Here is a 17329-nt window from a genome sequence, read left to right on the forward strand (position 1 = left end):
GTCAATGTCGCTGAGACCGATGTCGCGTAGTTGGGGAAGGATCCGAAATCAGTCGATCTGCAGGTGCTTGCCGATAGGGTGGGCAAGATACGGTCTACGGTCCAGGTGGCGCTCGGATCCCGGTCCTGATGCTGTCCATGCCCCTGTGCGGCCTATGTCGGGGCCTTCGTAGGCTGCTGTACCGAACGTAAAGAATTGGCGCGCTCGCTCAGCAGCGCAGCACGACAGGGGGAACTGCATGTCCGCGTACTCGCCACCGCCGCACGGCCAGCCTGGCCCCGGCCCGTACGGCCCACCGGCCGGGCCGCCCATGGGGCATGGCAGCAATGTTCCCTATGGCCCACCCGCGGTCGGGCCGACGGGCCCGTACGGCCAGCAGCCGGCGTATGGGCAGCCCCCGGCGTACGGGCAGCCCGGGCATCAACCGTGGGCACAGACACAGCAGCCCGGCACGCCGATGTTCACGCCGACGGGGGTGCCTGCGCGGCGGCCGTGGCTGCGGCCACTCATCGCCCTCGGTGCCGTGGCGGTTGCCTTCACGGGGTTTTGGGCTCTGTCCGTCCTCACTGACGACGGAAAGCCCCCGGCGAAGACCGCCGACAAGGCGAGTGTCGGAGAGTGCCTGGAGAACCGCGGCACCGATGCCAAGCCCGTGCTCTTCACCATCGACTGCAAGGACGCCAAGGCCGAGTACATGATCGCGATGAATCCGGGTTACCAGGGCACATGCCCTTCTGAATTCGACGAGTACAAGGAAACTGGCGGCCGCCTCAGATACACCCAATTGCGCCTGTGCCTCCGCCCGCTGCATCGCTGAGAGCATCGCTGAGACCCGTTGCAGTACCTATGTAGCACCTGCCACCGGTCTGGCGGTTCGGGCATTCGGGCAGGTTCCTGGGTCGGGTTTCTTCTGCGGGAGTAGCCGCCACGGCTGAACTATGTGTCAGGGAAATGACTATGAGTGAGGATATAGGTATGAGGAGCAGTCACGTCAGCCGTATTCCCGCGCCTGAGGGAGTCGCACCGGCGACGGGCTACACCCATGTCGTCATCGGCACGGGCCGTTTCATCGCCGTGTCCGGTCAACTGGCCCTCGACGAGGACGGCAAGCTCGTCGGCGAGGGCGACCCGGCGGCCCAGGCCCGGCAGGTCTTCGAGAATCTGCGCCGCTGCCTCGCTGCTGCAGGCGCGGACTTCGAGCACGTCGTGAAACTGACGTACTTCGTGACCGACATGGCGTATCTGCCCGCGGTGCGGGAGGCACGGGATGCGTATCTGGACCCGGAGCGGCTGCCGGCGAGCTCCGCGGTGCAGGTCGCGGCATTGGTACGGCCGGAGTTCCTGATGGAGATCGAGGCGTACGCGGTACTGCCCGAGTAGTTAGTCGCTTCCAGCAGTCGTGCCGCGTAGTCGCTCCGAGTAGTTGCGTTTTTCGCAACTAGTTGACAGTGTGGCAAGCATGACGTCCGATGCACTCCGGCCCAGCCCCGCCGAGCAGTTGGCCGTGGTCGACGCTGCCCCCGACCTTTCCCGTCCCGCGTCCGGCGGTGAACGCGTCGTCAGCCTGGTCACGCTCGCCGTGCTGTACGCCGGCCTTGTCGCCGCCATGGAGTGCGATCTCCCCGCCGTCGCCGGAATTGGCGTCTACGTCGCTGCCCTGGTGCTCGTCCTTTCCTGGAGCGGGCATCACGACCGCGCTGCCCGCAGGCGACCCCACACGCGGCTGGAGAAGGTCACGCGGTTCCTTGGCGTCGTGTGGCTCGGGATTCCCTGCAGCCAGATCATGTTCGACCCCGGCGCCGGCACTTTCGTCGGCCATCTCGGCGCTGCCGCGTTCCCCACCGTGGGCTACGCCGTCTACCTCATCCTGCGCTGGAGGCGGTGACCGATGGTTGAGGACGGTGAAGACGCTGAGGGCGCCGAGGCGGCCCCTGCGCCACGGCAGCCGCGCGATGTGCTGGCCAATCTCATCCACTCCCCGAACCGCCTGGCCATCCTGGCCACCCTCAACCGCGTCCAGCACGTGGCGTTCGCCGACCTACGCGAGAGCCTCCACCTGACCACTCCCGAACTCTCCCGCCAGATCGCGATCCTGGAGAAGGAGGGGATGGTCGAGGTCGCCAAACTCCGCGTCAAACGTGTCGCCGTCACCCACGTCCGCCTCTCCGACACCGGGCGCGAACGCTTCGCCGCCTACCTGGCCGACCTGCACGCCATCGTGGACGGACGTGATTGACCGCTTGCCAGGTAGTTAAGTGCTGCATCGGACAACCTTTGCCCCGTCGTGACGTGACGCGACGTGCCGTTCGAATGCTGGTCGGGCGGCGTGGTGTCGCCAGCTGTCCAGGTGGCAGAACGGAGCAGGTGTGTCCACCCTTCAGGCCACTGAAGGTGTAAGGGCACACAGCGGCGAACCGTGCCTCGGCTCACGGTGAAGGGGAGGAGAAAGTCGAGACCATGAACTGCACTCGACGGTTCTCGGCTCGCTGGGCCGGATCCGACGGAATGAGGTGTTTCAGGTCGGCGGAGCCACATGCTGCGGTCCGCAAAGAAACATTCTGCAGGGAGGCGATGTCGGCCGGGACGATTCCGCCTGCCGCCAGCACGAGTTCGGCGATTTGGCCGAACAGCCAATCTTTGGCGCTCTCGGCACGGCCTGTACTGACAGTCAACTCGTCGGCGCGACGCTGCTCAGGAGTGCGCCCGGGCGTGTCGACACGGTCTGAGTGGCCGAGGATCACGACCACACAGAACCGGCCCGCCGCCTCGGACTCCGCTGAAGCTGCTGGAATCACAACTTCATCGAAGATCAAATTCTGAATTCCCGAATTCAAAGCGTCGAACAACTCCTTGAAATCGGTCTTGTGGTCTCCATAGCCTTCTACAGAGAATTCGACGTCTTGATGCGTCACAGGTAGACCTTCCCGGGCTAACCTCTTCTGTACTTCAAGCCTGAAGGAATCCGCTTCGACATGCCTACCGAGACGGGGCCAACGGAGCTACTGTCAAGACCTGCGGATCACGTGTTCCGGCACTCGCGGAGGAGGCCGCCTGCCTATCCCCCGGCCGGCCCCCGCACGAGCACAACAGCTCAGCATTTTTCCGCGGTGCTCATCGCACCCGGCACCACCACTATGCAGAGCGGGAAGCATCCGCGAGCGGCGCAGGGAGCCCGGCGGCGGCGCGGAGGGTCGCGGCTCGGGCGTGAATCTCGGTTGGGGTGAGGGGGCCCGTGGGTGGCGGTGGCGCGTCGTCGCGGCAAGGGCGGCAGAGGCCGCCGGCAAGAGCTTCGGGGCGGCCGGGTGCCCCGCAGTGGGTGCATTCCACCAGCCAGCGATGGGGTGGAGTGGCGGCCTTCTTCGGTTCACGGCTGCGCTCTGGAGGGAGTTTGGCGGTCAGGCGGGTGCGGATGAAGGCGCCTGGGCTGTGGATCTCTCCCGGGAGGTCGGTGGTGAGGGAGCGGACCAGGTGGTCCTCGGTGGCGCCTCGATCCAGCCACTGGGAAGCCAGGCTTTCGAGGGCCGTGCATTCGGATGCGGAGAGCGTGACGCGGTCGTCCACGTGGCCGATGCCGGCGAGGGTGGCGTAGGCACGGGTGTGGGTGTGGGTGTGGGTGTGAGAACGGGAGCGAGGGGCGATTCCCGGATCAGGCGTGTTCGTCGGGCGGGTGACTGTACGCGGCTTGGTGGGGTGGGGCGTTGGCTGGTTGTTGAGGTACGTCGTCCACCAGGTGTCGGGGCGGGGCGTACGGGAGAAGAACGTGTGCGTGACGAGCCTGTTGCCCGCGGCCGGGGCGCTGCGTACGCGGCGTAGGTGGCCTGCGGTGGAGAGGGTGCGCAGGGCGGTGGCGACGGCCTGCTGGCCGTAGTACGGCTGCGCGTCCGCGAGGACCTTGATGCTCATCGCGGCGCCTTCGGGCAGCTGGTCGATGAGGGTGGCGAGGTACGCCTCACGGGCCGGAAGGTGCGCGAAGAGCCCGTCGGGGGAGGTGTTTTGGGCCGGTTCGCCGTCGTCAGCCACCGTCCGTTTTCCGTAGCCTGGTCGGGCCATGGGGTGGGCGGGCAGTGCGGGGATGGGCAGGGCGGCGATAGGCTGCGCGATAGCCACGAGATCTCCTGCTGAGAGATGGATCTTGGTGGTTAGACCCTGGCTTTGGTGTTGGCGCACCGGCCGGGGTCGTTTTAGTTGTCGTGGGTAGCTGCGGCGAACGCTAGACGAGCGGAACGCGCCGTGGCAAGCCGGTCACGAAAAGTCATCTGCGGTGGTAAGCAGCCCAGTTGGGGGTTGGGGGATGACCAAACCAGAACCCAACCAAACCAAAGCTTGGGGCTCGGGACTCGGGACTTGAGACTCGGGGGCCGGGGCTCGTGTCAGTGGTTCGTGGCGAGCACGAGGAAGCCCGTCCAGGCGGGGGCGGAGAAGGCGAGCTGGGGCCCGGTTGCGCACTTCGAGTCCCGGACGTGGATGGTGTCGGGGCAGGTGGCCACCTCGACGCACTCACTTCCCTGGTCGTCGCTATAGCTGGACTTGAACCAGGAGAGTTCGGCACTCATAGCTGTTCCACCATCTGTTCGACGAAAGTTGCTGACTCCTCAACGCTAAGGGCCTGGGTACGGATCAGGCCATGGCGCAAGGTAAGCGAGCTGACGTCGGCCGGATCCGAGGTGAACTGGCTCATCTCCTGCCCCTCCGACAGGGCGAAGCGTTCGTGGTCCTGATTCTCCAGCAACACAATCGGCCCGCTGAGCGCGGCGGGCGTGATCCGGTCGTACGGGAGTACTTGCAGGGATACGTTGCGCAACTTCCCGATCTCTAGCAGGTGAAGCAGCTGCTTCTGGTGCACGTCGGGACCACCCACAGGACAGCGAAGTACCGGCTCGAAGAGTACGAAGCTGAAAGCCACTGGTGGCGTCTGCGTGAGTAGCAGCTGTCGGTTCAAGCGCGCCTTCACCCGCTCCTCAACGGTCTCGTTGTCCAGCGGTGGAGTGGACTTACCGATCAGCGCCCGAGCGTAAGCCTTGGTCTGCAACAGCCCCGGGACGAGCAGAGGCTGGTACGACCACACGCTGACCGCATCCGCCTCGAACTCGAAGAAGTCCCGCGACCGCTCCGGGAACTTCCCCCTCTCCAGATACGGCAGCCCGGCCTTCAACTTTCCGCCCGCCCCGAAGAGTTCGTCCGCCACCTCCGCCAGCTTCGGCGGTACCGGGCGCTTCCCGAGTTCCACGGACTCCACCGTGGACGCGGAGTAGCGGGCGGCCTCGCCCACCTCCGCGCGGGAGACGCCCGCGCCCTTGCGCCACAGCTGGAACTGGCTGCCGAAGTAGCGGTACGGAACCGGAAGTTGAGGTTCGTTCGCCATGACCCTGTCCCGCCTCCCACGCACCACGTACACACGCTGCGTACGCGTCTCATCACTCGCAGAGTAGGCGCGCGTCCGCGACCGTGATGCCATGAACAGCGAGATTCCCCCGGACCAGCCCCCGCTGACGGACCAGCCCCCGCCGCCAGCGGGCTCGTACGCCGTCGACACCCGCACCGATCGCATCGGGCGGGTCATGGACCGCCACGGCGGGACCGTACAGCTGCGGCCGCCGGGTGGTGGACGGGAGTGGGACTGCCCTCCGGATCTCGTACGGCGGGCGACGCGGGCCGAGGCGCTGCGGGCGGATGTGACGCGGATGAATGCGGAGAGCGGGTGGAAGGTGTGAGCGGCGAGAGCAACGAGAGCCTCGGGAGGAGGGGGCGGCGGGCGCACACCGTGATCCTTTTCGGGACGTGGACGCTGTGGCCGGATCTTGAGCCGGATGCGGAGCCGGTGACGTACGGGATGCAGTGCGCGGTGTGCGGGGCGGGCTCGCCCGTGGGGGAGGTATTCGCTGACGCGCAGGACTGGACGTTGCGGCATGCCGGACGGAACCCCTCGCATCACACCTACAGGGAAGTGATCACGAGGCCGTGGCGCGCCTGGATGGCCAACCCGTCGCCCCCACCCCGTCCAGTACGATATTGACGTTCCGTAAAGCAAATCCTCACTCACCGTAGCGACTTGGGAGCAGCCGGCAATGGCTCGACACCTCATCACCAGCGCCCTTCCGTATATCAACGGGATCAAGCACCTGGGCAACATGGTGGGGTCCATGCTTCCCGCGGATGTGTACGCCCGGTACCTGCGGCAGCGGGGGCACGACGTCCTCTACATCTGCGCGACGGACGAGCACGGGACGCCGGCCGAGCTGGCCGCGAAGGAGGCCGGGCAGTCGGTCGCCGAGTTCTGCGGTGAGCAGCACGGCAGGCAGAAGGCGATCTACGACGGCTTCGGGCTGGAATTCGATCACTTCGGGCGGAGCTCGTCGCCGGAGAACGTGGAGCTCACGCAGCACTTCGCGCGCAAGCTGCACGAGAACGGCTTCATCGAGGAGCGAGCCATTCGGCAGGTCTACTCCAACGCCGATGAACGCTTCCTGCCGGACCGCTACATCGTCGGTACCTGCCCGCACTGCGGCTACGACAAGGCGCGCGGTGACCAGTGCGAGAACTGCACCCGGGTGCTGGACCCGACCGACCTGATCGACGCGCGGTCGGCGATCAGCGGCAGCAGTGATCTTGAGGTGCGGGAGACCAAGCACCTGTTCCTGCTCCAGTCGAAGCTCCAGCACGAGGTCGAGGGCTGGCTGGAGGGGAACGGCAGCAAGGAGTGGCCGGTCCTGGCGTCCTCCATCGCGCACAAGTGGCTGACCGAGGGACTCCAGGACCGGGCGATCACCCGTGACCTGGACTGGGGCGTCCCGGTGCCGGCCGATGTGTGGCCGGAGCTGGCGGCCGAGGGCAAGGTCTTCTACGTGTGGTTCGACGCGCCGATCGAGTACATCGGGGCGACGAAGGAGTGGGCGGACGTCGCCCCGGAGAACCGCGACTGGAAGTCGTGGTGGTACGAGGCCGAGGACGTCCGCTACACGGAGTTCATGGCCAAGGACAATGTGCCGTTCCACTCCGTGATGTTCCCGGCGACGCAGCTGGGAACCCGTGAGCCGTGGAAGCGGGTCGACTTCCTCAAGGCCTTCAACTGGCTGAACTACTACGGCGGGAAGTTCTCCACGTCGCAGAAGCGCGGGATCTTCACGGACGCGGCGCTGGAGCTGCTGCCGGCCGACTACTGGCGATACTTCCTGATGGCGCACGCCCCGGAGTCGGACGACACCTCCTTCACCTGGGAGCTGTTCTCGGCCTCGGTGAACAAGGACCTGGCGGACACGCTGGGGAACTTCGTCAACCGGGTGCTGTCGTTCTCGCGGAAGCGGTTCGGGGACGACGTGCCGGCGGGCGCCGAGGCGGGGGCCGCGGAGCAGAAGCTGGGCGAGGAGATCGCCGGGCTGCTGGCCGAGTACGAGGGCCACATGGAGGCCCTGCAGTTCCGTAAGGCGGCGGCCTCGCTGCGTGCGCTGTGGAGCGCGGGCAACTCCTACCTGGAGGAGAAGGCCCCGTGGCTGGAGATCAAGACCGACAAGGACGCGGCGGCGCTGACGCTGCGTACCGCGATGAACCTGATCCACCTGTACGCGGTGGTCTCCGAGCCGTTCATCCCGGCGTCGGCGAAGGCGATGCGGAGCGCGTTCGCGCTGGAGAACGACACCGCGGTGTGGGTCTCGCAGGATGAGGCGAAGGCGCTGGCCGCGGTGCCGGCCGGGACGCCGTTCACGGTGCCGCCGGTGCTCTTCGCGAAGATCACGGAGGAGGACCTGGAGTCCTACCGGGAGCGGTTCGGCGGCTCGGAGGAGTAAGGCTCTTCAGGCTCGGCGGGGAATTCGGGCTCGGGAGGAGAGCCGGGCTCGGCAGGGAAGGTGGGCTCGGCGGGGAAGGTGGGCTCGGGAGGGAAGTCGCGCCCGGAGGAGGAAGGCCCGCCCTTTCCCTCTTGCGCTGCGTGCTTCCCCTCTTGCGCTACATGCTGTCCCTCTTCCGCTGCGTGCTTTCCCTCTTCTGCCGCGTGTCTCCCTTCTTCCGCTACGTGTACGCGCGCCTGCTCGGTCTTCGCGGACCGGGCGGGCGCTTGTGCGTGGCCGGGTGAGCGCTCGTGCACGGCGGGGCGGGCCCCCGGCGACACGTAGGCGCTCAGGGGCTGCGGCAGGCCCGGCGTGGGCGGGAGGGGGAGCGGGTGCCAGTCGCGGGCGTAGTGGGGCGGTTTGGCGTGAGCGGGGAGGACGATGGCGGCGGGGTGGTCGGTGCCTAGCCGGGTCAGGGCGGCGGGGGTGATGCTGGCGTCGTGGCCGTCGGGCTGACGGGAGGCGCAACCGATCCGGTACGCCAGCCGTACCGCTTCCTCGCCGCTCACCGTGCACGGTGGCCGTAGACCGGCGGTGCGCAGGGTGGTGGCGATCCGCTCGATGTCGTTCTGACCGCGTACGGTGCCGCGCTGCAGCTTGTTCAGGATGGCCAGCTGCATCGCCTCGTGGCCGAGGAGCGCGACGACCAGGGCGGCCACCGCCCAGGCGTGGCGGCGGCGCGGCAGGCGCGTGAGCCAGTGCAGGAACCAGGCCGCGGGCATCAACAGCAGGGCGTAGGCGGGCAGCAGGAAGCGCGGGGCGGCGTAGTCCACCATCAGCAGGTACGGGGCGGCGAGGCAGAGACCGGTCACGGCGGGGAGGGTGACGGCGGCGGCCGGGCCGTAGCGGTGGCGGGGGCCGACGGGGTCGCCGATGCGCGGAGTGGGCCACGGGGGGCCGTAGCCGAGCAGCGGGCCGGCTCCGTGCGGCTGGCCGTAGCCATGCCGCGGATCGTAGTGATGCCGTGGGCTGTAGCCGTCCGGTGCGTCGGCGGGTCTGAGGCCGTGCGGCGCCGTGCCGTCCGAGCCGAAGCCGAGCGGCCGGACCGTGTCCACGCCGAACGGCTGGACCGGTTCCAGGCCGAGCGGGCGGGCCGGGGCCACGCCGAGGGCACCCAGCCGTACGGGCTCCAGTCCCAGGCCGCGCCGTCGGCCGCCGGGCCCGCTGGTGCGCGCCGCTGCCCAGACCGCGCCGACCACCGCCACGGGCAGCACGAACCACCACGCCGCTGTCACCGGGTACTGCCAGTCCAGATCGCAGGGGCGGCAGAGCGTCTTGCCCTGGAGTGCCCGGACGTGGTCGCCGAAGGACGGATGCCAGCCCAGACCTCCCTGGATCTCCGCGGCCTGCCGCAGCCGGGCGGACAGCCCGCCGTACGACAGATACGCCTCCACGACCCACTCGGCGCATCCCAGGAACACGCCGACCGGGAGGGCCAGCAGCACGGTGGAGCGCCGCCACGCCGGTACGCACAGCGCCACGGCGAAGAGCGGTACGGCCAGCAGCACGGCGTCGGCGGGGCGCATCAGACCGGCCACGGCCACCGCAAGGGCGAGGCCGGCCGCCGCGCCCCGGCCGGCGCGGGGGGCCAGTTGGGCCGACGGTTGCCGTACGGCCAGCAGAAAGCAGCCGACGGCGATGAGTGCGGCGTAGCCGACCCACAGGTTGGGCATCGCCTGCGAACCGTAGAAGAGCGTGACCCACAGACCGGCGAAGAGCGCACCGCCGAGGGCCGGCACGGGGGCGGGCAGCAGGCGCCGCCAGACGCACAGGCTCAGGAGGAATCCGGCGCCGGAGAGCACCGCGAGGTAGCAGTGCAGGGCGACGGCCGAGGTCGTCACGGCGGCGAGCGGGGCGAGGAGGAGGGAGACGCCGCGGGCGCGCGAAGCGCTGAAGAACGCGGCCGACTCATGGGGGTCGACCTGGCTGACGTACACCGTCTCATCCCAGCCCAGGCCGGGGGTGGCGAGGGCGAGGTACACCTGGGCAGCGGTGAAGACGACGGCGAGGGCGACAAGCCATCGCAGGTCACGGACGGGGGCGGAGGGCGTCGTCAGGGCCCGTGCGTCCGGGCCGGACCTGGCGGGGAGAAGGCTGGCTTGGTGCATGGGCACCACAGTGCGTGGGGTGAACGGTCACGGCCACATGTGTAGTGCGGTTGGAGCAGTGGGCCGCACGGCCGAGGGGCGGTGTTTCACGTGAAACTGTTTCACGTGAAACACCGCCCCTGGGCGTGTCCGAGGCCGGCCGCAGCCCGCCTGCGTCACTTGGCCGGCCAGTACGCCTACGTCACTTGGCCGGCTCGTACGCCTGCGTCACTTCGTCGGCTTGTACGGCGTCGGCTTCGCCGGGCCCGTGTAGATGTTCAGGTGCAGCTCCTTGAGCCGGGCCGCTTCCAGCTCGCTCGGCGCGCCCATCATCAGGTCCTGCGCGTTGCCGTTCAGCGGGAACGCGATGGTCTCGCGAATGTTCGGCTCGTCGGCGAGCAGCATGACGATGCGGTCGACGCCGGGGGCGATGCCGCCGTGCGGCGGGGCGCCGAAGCGGAAGGCGCGCAGCATGCCCGCGAACTGCTCCTCGACGGTGTCACGGTCGTAGCCCGCGATCTCGAAGGCCTTGATCATGATGTCGGGCTCGTGGTTCCGGATCGCGCCGGAGGACAGCTCGACGCCGTTGCAGACGATGTCGTACTGCCAGCCCAGGATGTCCAGCGGGTCCTTCTCCTCCAGGTCCTTCATCCCGCCCTGCGGCATGGAGAAGGGGTTGTGGGAGAAGTCGATCTTGCCGGTCTCCTCGTCCCGCTCGTACATCGGGAAGTCGACGATCCAGCAGAAGCGGAAGACGCCCTCTTCGAAGTGGCCGGCCCGCTTGGCGGCCTCGACGCGGACCGCGCCCATGATCTTCGAGACCTCGTCGAACTCGCCCGCGCCGAAGAAGACGGCGTGGCCGGGCTGGAGACCGAGGCGCTCGGTGAGGACCTTGACGTTCTCCTCGGTGAGGAACTTGGCGATCGGGCCGGTCAGCGCGCCATCGGCGCCGACGCGCACCCAGGCCAGGCCCTTGGCGCCCTGCTCGACGGCGAACTCGCCGAGCTGGTCGAAGAACTTGCGCGGCTGGTCCTGCACGGCCGGCACCGGCAGCGCGCGAACGTGCTTGCCCGCGAAGGCCTTGAACTCCGAGCCCTCGAAGACATCGGTGATGTCGACCAGTTCCAGCTGGGCACGCAGGTCCGGCTTGTCGGAGCCGTACTTCAGCATCGCCTCGCGGAACGGGATGCGCGGGAACGGCGAGCTGACGTGGCGGCCGCCGCCGAACTCCTCGAAGAGCTCGGTCATCAGCTTCTCGACCGGCTGGAAGACGTCCTCCTGCTCGACGAACGACATCTCGATGTCGAGCTGGTAGAACTCGCCCGGCGAACGGTCCGCACGGGCGTCCTCGTCACGGAAGCACGGGGCGATCTGGAAGTAGCGGTCGAAGCCCGAGATCATCAGCAGCTGCTTGAACTGCTGCGGGGCCTGCGGCAGCGCGTAGAACTTGCCCGGGTGGAGGCGGGACGGCACGACGAAGTCGCGGGCGCCCTCCGGCGAGGTGGCGCTGAGGATCGGCGTCGCCATCTCGTTGAAGCCGAGCGTGGTCATCTTGTGGCGGATGGAGGCGATGACCGCCGAGCGCAGCATGATGTTGCGGTGCATGCGCTCACGGCGCAGGTCGAGGAAGCGGTACTCCAGGCGCTTCTCCTCGTTGACGCCGTCGTCCGCGTTGATGGTGAAGGGGATCTGCTGAGCCGCGCCCAGGACCTCGACCTCGGACGCCTCGATCTCGATCTCGCCGGTCGGCAGCTCCGGGTTGACGTTCTCGGCGCCGCGCGAGACGACCTTGCCGTCGACGCGGACGACCGTCTCCTTCGTCAGCTTGTCCAGCACCTCGGCGGCCGCGGTGCCCGGGCGGGCGACCAGCTGGGTGATGCCGTAGTGATCGCGCAGATCGATGAAGAGGATGCCGCCCAGGTCACGTCGATTGTGCAGCCAGCCGCTGAGGCGGACGTCCGTGCCGACGTCCGCGGCTCGGAGCTCGCCGCAGTTATGGGACCGGTACCGGTGCATCGCTCATCCAAGTCGTCGCGAGTGTCGAGGTGAGGAGTTGTCGGGCGGGGAGGGAAGGGATCGGAGCCCGGACTCGGACGCCCGGTCGGTCCCCTCGTAGATCACCCGGAAGGCCACCCCAGGAAGGACATAACCGCTCCAGGTTACCGTCCCGGCCCCCGCCCCTTCATTGACATATACGCAACAGCGTTTTCCCAGGGGAGGGCTCCGTGTTTTCGCCAGGGGAGGGCTCCGCGAGAAGCGAGACTCCGGCTGGGATGATGGTCACGTTCCGCTCACTGGTCGCTCCACGCCAAACACCCATAAAGTGATGCAATGCGCACCGAGGACCTCCTGGCCGCCCTTGCGACCGGCCTCTGGCACTGGGACAACGCATCGGGACGGGTCACCCTCGACTCCGAGGCGGCCCGGCTGCTCGGGCTCCCCGCCGAGCCGGTGGAGCTGAGCGAGGCCGCCGTACGCTCCCGTTTTCATCCCGTCGACTTCGCCGAGATCAACGGGGTCGTGCAGCTCGCGGTCGCCGAGGAGACGGTGGCCGAGGCCCGGCTCCGCATCGTGGACGAGCGCGGGCGGGTGCAGCGCATCGTCCGCTCCCGCTCCCGGCCACGCATCGTCGACGGCGACTTCGAGATGGTCGGCACGCTCCAGGAAGTACCCGAACCACAGCCCGGCACATCCGCCGCGCACACCCCGATAACCGGCGACTGGCGCCGCTCCCGCGAGGCGTTCCTGCTGGACGCGGGCCGGGCGCTGGCCGAGGCGCACTCCACGGCCGAGGTGCTGCGGGTGGCGGCGGGGCTGTCCATGCCGGGCTTCATGCCGGACGGGCTGGCGGTCTTCGGGATCGCGGGCGACCGGGTCTCGGTGATCGGCCACCACGGCCACCGCCCCGGCGACGAGAAGCCCTTCCTGAACATGCCGTTGGACACCGACTACCCGGCCGCCGAGGTCATCCGTACCGGCCGGGCGATCTACCTGCCCACACCCGACGACTACAGCCGCCGCTACCCCGGCACCTGGCCGCTGGCCGCCCGCTTCGGCCGGACCTCCTGGGCGTTCCTGCCCCTGGTCAACGCGGGCCGGACGATCGGTGCCTGGATGGCGGCGTTCGCCGAGCCGGTCGCCTTCACCCCTGACGAGCGCTCGGTGCTGACCACCGTCGCCCGGATGCTGGCCCAGGCGCTGGCCAGGGCCGGGATGCGGGAGGAGCAGCAGGAGCTGGCGCTGGGGTTGCAGCGCAGCATGATGCCGACGGTGCAGCCCGATATCCCGGGGATGTCGGTTGCGGCGCGTTACGTGCCGACCGGCGGCGGGCTGGAGGTCGGCGGCGACTGGTACGACATGATTCCGCTGCCGTCCGGCCGGATCGCGCTGGTCATCGGGGATGTCCAGGGGCATGACGTACGGGCCGCGGGCCTGATGGGGCAGCTACGGATCGCGCTGCGCGCCTATGCCTCCGAGGGGCACCACCCCGATGCGGTGCTCTCTCGCGCCTCCCGCTTTCTGGCCGGGATCAACGAGACCGAGCTCCGGGGCGATGGCGAGGACCAGCGCTTCGCGACCTGTCTGTACATCGAGGTGGATCCGGCGACCGGGCTGCTGGACATCGCCCGGGCCGGTCATCCGAACCCGGCGATCCGGCTGGCGGACGGCACCATGCTGGTCCGGCAGACCGCGGGCGGACTGCCGCTGGGCATCGTGCCGGACGCCGACTACCCCACCACCCGGATCGTCCTGGAACCCGGCGAGACGATGCTGGTCTGCACCGACGGGCTGATCGAGACCGGCGGCCACGACCTGGAGACCGGCTGGGCCCGGCTGCGCGGCATCATCGAGGCCCACGAGACCGATGAGGACGACCAGGGGCTGGAGCGGCTCGCCGACGCCCTGGTCCAGGCCGTGCACGGGCCTCCCTCGCACCACACCACCGGGCCGCTGGTGGACCGCCGCGAGGACGACATAGCGGTACTGCTGCTGAGCCGTGACGCCGCCTGCTGCGGGGTGGGCGCCGGCCTGCTGGCGCATCAGCCCGTACGGCGCACCGTGTTCCCCGTCGCGCAGGCCGAGCCGCAGCGGATCGCCGAGGCGCGCCGGCAGATCCGCGATGTGCTGCACGACTGGGCCGACCCGGACCAGGTCGACTCAGCGGTGCTGATGGTCTCCGAGATGGTCACCAATGTGCTGATGCACACCGACGGGGACGCGCTGCTGGTCGCCGAGATCTCCGGCGCGCGGGGCGCCCGGCGGATCCGCGTAGATGTATCCGACAGCAGCGATGAGCTGCCGCACCGCCGCAGCCCCGGCGAACTGGCGTCCTCGGGGCGCGGACTGGTGCTGCTGGAGCTGCTGGCCGGGGCGTGGGGCGTGGACCCGCGCGGGGACGGCAAGTCGACCTGGTTCGAGCTTTACGAGGACGCGGGGGACGCGGCCGGACCGCTGTCGCCGGAATCCGGTCCGGAGCCGGACCCCGGGTTCGAGGCGGAGTCCGAGCCCGCCGCGTAGTGCTGGCGCAGTTCGTGCAGCACGCCGGTGGCGGCCGCGGTCAGCGGGACGGACAGCAGCATGCCGAGGATTCCGCCGACGCTGGCACCCGCGGTGATCGCCAGCATCACGGTCGCCGGGTGCATCTGGACCGTACGGCTCTGGATGATCGGCTGCAGCACATGGCCCTCCAGTACCTGCACCGCCATGACGACGCCGAGCGCCCAGAGCGCGATCACGAAGCCCCGGTCCGCGAACGCCACCAGGATCGCCACCGCGCCCGAGATGAACGCGCCGAGGTAGGGGATGTACGCGCCGACGAAGACCAGCGCGCCCAGCCCGATGGCGCCCGGCACCTGGAGGATCAAGAGTCCGATGGTGATGAGGGTGGCGTCGATCAGCGCGATGAGAGTGGTGCCGCGCATAAAGCCTTCGATGGACTGGAAGCCTCGGCGGGCCATCTGCTCCAGGCGGAGCCCGGAACTGCCGGGCGCCCAGTCGTGCAGGGCGCGTACGGCCTTGCCGGAGTCCCGCAGGAAGAAGAACGTCAGCAACAGGGCGAGCACCGAGGCGGCAAGGAACTGGCCGACGACGCTGACACCCGCCAGCAGCCCGGACGCGGCGGTACTGCCGAACTTGGTGACCAGCCCCTTGGCGTTGGTGGCAAGATCGTCCAGCGAGGCGCCGGCCATTCCGAAGTACTTGGAAAGGCCCTCGGACGCGTCCTTGAGCGAGTTGATGATCTGGTCACCGGTGTCGACCAGCGCGCTGACGACGATATATCCGGCGCCGCCGACCACCACCACGAGGACCGCGCAGGTCAGCCCGGCCGCCAGCGAACGGTTGAGCTTCATCGCCACCAGCTGCCGGTAGAGCGGCCCGAGCAGCGCACTGCCGAGCAATGCCAGCAGTACGGGCGTGACCGCCGCGCTCAGGTAGATGCACAGCCACACCGCAATGGCCAGTACGGCCGCGACCAGCAGCATCACCCCGCACCAGGCCGCGGCCCGCCGGGCCTCGACCGGCAGCAACGGCTTATCGGGACGCGGCTGTTCACCGCCCGCACCACGGCGGTCTTGATCTGAGTCTTTTCGCACCCTGACAGTCCACCATGGCGAGCTGCCCCCACGCGGGGCCTGGAACGGGCCCGAACGGTGTTTCACGTGAAACGGGGACGATGTTGCACGGGGGACGGTGTTTCACGTGAAACACCACCCCACCGCACTATCGCCGCCCGATACCGCACCACCGCCGCCCGATCGCGGCCGTACCGTCGCCCCGGCCCGTTGCTGCGGCCCGATGTGGCGTCAGCGCTCTCCGGCCGGGATCGTTCCGAGCCGTCCGGCCTGGAAGTCCTCGAAGGCCTGGGCCAGTTCGGCGTGGGTGTTCATCACGAACGGCCCGTAGTGCATCATCGGCTCGCGGATCGGCCGGCCGCCCAGCAGCACCACTTCGAAGTTCGGGCTGCGCGACTCCTGGCTCTCGTCGGCCCGGAGGGTGAGCGCGTCACCGGAACCGAACACCACCGCCTGTCCCATGCGGAACGAGCGCTCCTCGGTACCGGCCGAGCCGCGTCCGGCCAGGGCGTAGGCGAGGGCGTTGAAGTCCTGGCGCCAGGGCAGGGTCAGCTCGGCACCCGGGTTCAGCGTCACATGCAGCATCGTGATCGGCGTGTGGGTGATGCCCGGTCCACGGTGGCCGTCGAGATCACCGGCGATCAGCCGCAGCAGCGCACCGCCGTCGCCGGAGGTCAGGAGCTTGACCTGGCCACCGCCGATGTCCTGGTAGCGCGGGGCCATCATCTTGTCGCTCCTGGGCAGGTTCACCCAGAGCTGGATCCCGTGGAAGAGACCGCCGGACATCACCAGCGACTCGGGCGGCGCCTCGATGTGCAGCAGGCCGGAGCCGGCCGTCATCCACTGGGTGTCGCCGTCGTTGATGACACCGCCGCCGCCGTGCGAGTCACGGTGCACGAACGTGCCGTCGAGCAGATAGGTGACGGTCTCGAAACCGCGGTGCGGGTGCCAGGGCGTGCCCTTGGGCTCTCCCGGCGCGTACTCCACCTCGCCCATCTGGTCCATCATGATGAACGGGTCGAGGTGCCGGTAGTGGATACCGGCGAACGCCCTGCGCACCGGGAAGCCCTCGCCCTCGAATCCGCCCGGAGCGGTGGCGACGGCCAGCACGGGACGGGTGTGCGCTGCGGCGGGGGCCGCCACACGCGGCAGGGTCAGCGGGTTCTCAACGGTCACTGCGGGCATCACGGCCTCCTCGGTCGTTCGCTCAACTTAGTTGAAGTGTGAACGACCGGCAAGGCGTGCAGCATTCCCGCCCGCATTTGCCCAGGTCAAAGCGTTGCAAGCGGATTAATATGATTAAAGAGGGCAAAGGGGTTGCGGCGACACTCGACCGCAAGGCACTCGCGCGCGCAGCCGCCTACCCGTACATCCGGCGCATCGCGAAGTCCACCATCTGCTCCACGGCCTTCGCGTCGAAGACCATCCGGTGGTCGCCCTCCATGTCGAGGACGAAGCCATAGCCGGTCGGCAGCAGGTCGAGCACCTCGGCGCCGGTGATCACGAAGTACTTGGACTCCTTGCCCGCGTACCGCCGCAGCTCCTTGAGCGAGGTGAACATCGGGATCACCGGCTGCTGGGTGTTGTGCAGCGCCAGGAAGCCGGGGTTGTCACCACGCGGGCAGTAGATCTTGGACGTGGAGAAGATGCCCTGGAAGTCCTCGGCCGACATCGAGCCGGTGGTGAAGGCGCGCACCGCGTCGGCGAGCGAGGGCGGGGACGGCTCGGGATACAGCGGCTGCTCGCCGTAGCCCCCGGGGGCCGGTTGCTGCGGCGGGGGCGGTGGTGCGCCGTACTGCTGCCCGGCACCCGCGTTCTGGTCGTAGCCGTACATGGGCCACAGCGTACT

16 protein-coding genes are annotated in these 17329 nt (G+C 68.8%); 7 read left to right on the forward strand and 9 right to left on the reverse strand.

Annotation, left to right across the window (positions count from 1 at the left end; all coding sequences use genetic code 11):
* The first annotated feature begins 457 nt into the window (after window positions 1–457).
* The 4 genes from ACFY12_RS13500 (at window position 458) to ACFY12_RS13515 (ending at window position 2236) form a co-directional block, all read left to right on the forward strand.
* Entirely contained in the window at window positions 458–817 is a 360-nt protein-coding gene (locus ACFY12_RS13500; protein ID WP_390715933.1) for a hypothetical protein, read from the forward strand.
* Window positions 818–975: 158 nt separating this feature from the next.
* Entirely contained in the window at window positions 976–1380 is a 405-nt protein-coding gene (locus tag ACFY12_RS13505) for a RidA family protein (RefSeq protein WP_390715934.1), read from the forward strand.
* A 79-nt stretch (window positions 1381–1459) separates the two neighbouring features.
* On the forward strand, window positions 1460–1885 hold the full coding sequence (locus tag ACFY12_RS13510; RefSeq protein WP_390715935.1) for a hypothetical protein: 426 nt from the start codon (window positions 1460–1462) through the stop codon (window positions 1883–1885).
* A gap of 3 nt (window positions 1886–1888) precedes the next feature.
* A complete protein-coding gene (locus ACFY12_RS13515; RefSeq protein WP_390715936.1) occupies window positions 1889–2236 on the forward strand; it encodes a transcriptional regulator in 348 nt (115 codons plus the stop codon).
* A gap of 190 nt (window positions 2237–2426) precedes the next feature.
* On the opposite strand, the gene ACFY12_RS13520 is transcribed toward ACFY12_RS13515, so the two are convergent.
* From ACFY12_RS13520 to ACFY12_RS13535, 4 genes are all read right to left on the reverse strand, one after another.
* Window positions 2427–2912 carry a hypothetical protein gene (locus ACFY12_RS13520; RefSeq protein ID WP_390715937.1) on the reverse strand — a complete coding sequence of 162 codons (486 nt, stop codon included), beginning with the start codon at window positions 2910–2912 and terminating at the stop codon, window positions 2427–2429.
* Between the two features lie 220 nt (window positions 2913–3132).
* Entirely contained in the window at window positions 3133–4107 is a 975-nt protein-coding gene (locus tag ACFY12_RS13525) for a hypothetical protein (RefSeq protein ID WP_390715938.1), read from the reverse strand.
* 263 nt (window positions 4108–4370) lie between these two features.
* Window positions 4371–4553 (reverse strand): DUF397 domain-containing protein, encoded by a 183-nt coding sequence (locus ACFY12_RS13530; RefSeq protein ID WP_390715939.1) that lies wholly within the window; start codon window positions 4551–4553, stop codon window positions 4371–4373.
* A complete protein-coding gene (locus tag ACFY12_RS13535) occupies window positions 4550–5362 on the reverse strand; it encodes a helix-turn-helix domain-containing protein (protein ID WP_390715940.1) in 813 nt (270 codons plus the stop codon). The genes ACFY12_RS13530 and ACFY12_RS13535 overlap by 4 nt, the downstream gene beginning before the upstream one ends.
* Before the next feature lie 91 nt (window positions 5363–5453).
* On the opposite strand from ACFY12_RS13535, the gene ACFY12_RS13540 reads away from it, so the two are divergent.
* Together ACFY12_RS13540 and metG are read left to right on the forward strand one after the other, a co-directional pair.
* On the forward strand, window positions 5454–5711 hold the full coding sequence (locus tag ACFY12_RS13540) for a hypothetical protein (RefSeq protein ID WP_390715941.1): 258 nt from the start codon (window positions 5454–5456) through the stop codon (window positions 5709–5711).
* A 354-nt stretch (window positions 5712–6065) separates the two neighbouring features.
* The gene (metG, locus tag ACFY12_RS13545) at window positions 6066–7781 is read left to right on the forward strand and encodes a methionine--tRNA ligase (protein ID WP_390715942.1); all 1716 of its coding nucleotides are present in this window, start codon (window positions 6066–6068) and stop codon (window positions 7779–7781) included.
* On the opposite strand, the gene ACFY12_RS13550 is transcribed toward metG, so the two are convergent.
* Both ACFY12_RS13550 and aspS read right to left on the reverse strand, forming a co-directional pair.
* Window positions 7748–9928 (reverse strand): hypothetical protein, encoded by a 2181-nt coding sequence (locus ACFY12_RS13550; protein WP_390715943.1) that lies wholly within the window; start codon window positions 9926–9928, stop codon window positions 7748–7750. The two genes, metG and ACFY12_RS13550, sit on opposite strands and share 34 nt — an antisense overlap.
* Before the next feature lie 207 nt (window positions 9929–10135).
* Window positions 10136–11923 carry an aspartate--tRNA ligase gene (gene aspS / locus ACFY12_RS13555; protein WP_390715944.1) on the reverse strand — a complete coding sequence of 596 codons (1788 nt, stop codon included), beginning with the start codon at window positions 11921–11923 and terminating at the stop codon, window positions 10136–10138.
* Window positions 11924–12238: 315 nt separating this feature from the next.
* Between aspS and ACFY12_RS13560 the strand changes: the two genes are divergently transcribed.
* Window positions 12239–14425, forward strand: coding sequence for a SpoIIE family protein phosphatase (locus ACFY12_RS13560; RefSeq protein WP_390715945.1), 2187 nt, complete (start codon window positions 12239–12241; stop codon window positions 14423–14425).
* On the opposite strand, the gene ACFY12_RS13565 is transcribed toward ACFY12_RS13560, so the two are convergent.
* From ACFY12_RS13565 to ACFY12_RS13575, 3 genes are all read right to left on the reverse strand, one after another.
* Window positions 14329–15501 carry an AI-2E family transporter gene (locus tag ACFY12_RS13565; protein WP_390715946.1) on the reverse strand — a complete coding sequence of 391 codons (1173 nt, stop codon included), beginning with the start codon at window positions 15499–15501 and terminating at the stop codon, window positions 14329–14331. The genes ACFY12_RS13560 and ACFY12_RS13565 overlap by 97 nt on opposite strands.
* Window positions 15502–15711: 210 nt before the next feature.
* Entirely contained in the window at window positions 15712–16665 is a 954-nt protein-coding gene (locus ACFY12_RS13570) for a pirin family protein (protein ID WP_390715947.1), read from the reverse strand.
* Window positions 16666–16840: 175 nt separating this feature from the next.
* On the reverse strand, window positions 16841–17314 hold the full coding sequence (locus ACFY12_RS13575; RefSeq protein WP_390715948.1) for an SseB family protein: 474 nt from the start codon (window positions 17312–17314) through the stop codon (window positions 16841–16843).
* Between the last annotated feature and the right edge of the window lie 15 nt (window positions 17315–17329).

It is taken from the genome of Streptomyces sp. NPDC001339 (genome assembly GCF_042895955.1).
In the GTDB taxonomy this organism is placed as follows: domain Bacteria; phylum Actinomycetota; class Actinomycetes; order Streptomycetales; family Streptomycetaceae; genus Streptomyces.

What these genes read in the sequence shown, in the direction of transcription:
- ACFY12_RS13500 (WP_390715933.1), top strand. Translation starts at nt 458, where the DNA reads ATGTTCACGCCGACGGGGGTGCCTGCGCGGCGGCCGTGGCTGCGGCCA.
- ACFY12_RS13505 (WP_390715934.1), top strand. Translation starts at nt 976, where the DNA reads ATGAGGAGCAGTCACGTCAGCCGTATTCCCGCGCCTGAGGGAGTCGCA.
- ACFY12_RS13510 (WP_390715935.1), top strand. Translation starts at nt 1,460, where the DNA reads ATGACGTCCGATGCACTCCGGCCCAGCCCCGCCGAGCAGTTGGCCGTG.
- ACFY12_RS13515 (WP_390715936.1), top strand. Translation starts at nt 1,889, where the DNA reads ATGGTTGAGGACGGTGAAGACGCTGAGGGCGCCGAGGCGGCCCCTGCG.
- ACFY12_RS13530 (WP_390715939.1), bottom strand. Translation starts at nt 4,553, where the DNA reads ATGAGTGCCGAACTCTCCTGGTTCAAGTCCAGCTATAGCGACGACCAG.
- ACFY12_RS13535 (WP_390715940.1), bottom strand. Translation starts at nt 5,362, where the DNA reads ATGGCGAACGAACCTCAACTTCCGGTTCCGTACCGCTACTTCGGCAGC.
- ACFY12_RS13540 (WP_390715941.1), top strand. Translation starts at nt 5,454, where the DNA reads ATGAACAGCGAGATTCCCCCGGACCAGCCCCCGCTGACGGACCAGCCC.
- metG (WP_390715942.1), top strand. Translation starts at nt 6,066, where the DNA reads ATGGCTCGACACCTCATCACCAGCGCCCTTCCGTATATCAACGGGATC.
- ACFY12_RS13550 (WP_390715943.1), bottom strand. Translation starts at nt 9,928, where the DNA reads ATGCACCAAGCCAGCCTTCTCCCCGCCAGGTCCGGCCCGGACGCACGG.
- aspS (WP_390715944.1), bottom strand. Translation starts at nt 11,923, where the DNA reads ATGCACCGGTACCGGTCCCATAACTGCGGCGAGCTCCGAGCCGCGGAC.
- ACFY12_RS13560 (WP_390715945.1), top strand. Translation starts at nt 12,239, where the DNA reads ATGCGCACCGAGGACCTCCTGGCCGCCCTTGCGACCGGCCTCTGGCAC.
- ACFY12_RS13570 (WP_390715947.1), bottom strand. Translation starts at nt 16,665, where the DNA reads ATGCCCGCAGTGACCGTTGAGAACCCGCTGACCCTGCCGCGTGTGGCG.
- ACFY12_RS13575 (WP_390715948.1), bottom strand. Translation starts at nt 17,314, where the DNA reads ATGTACGGCTACGACCAGAACGCGGGTGCCGGGCAGCAGTACGGCGCA.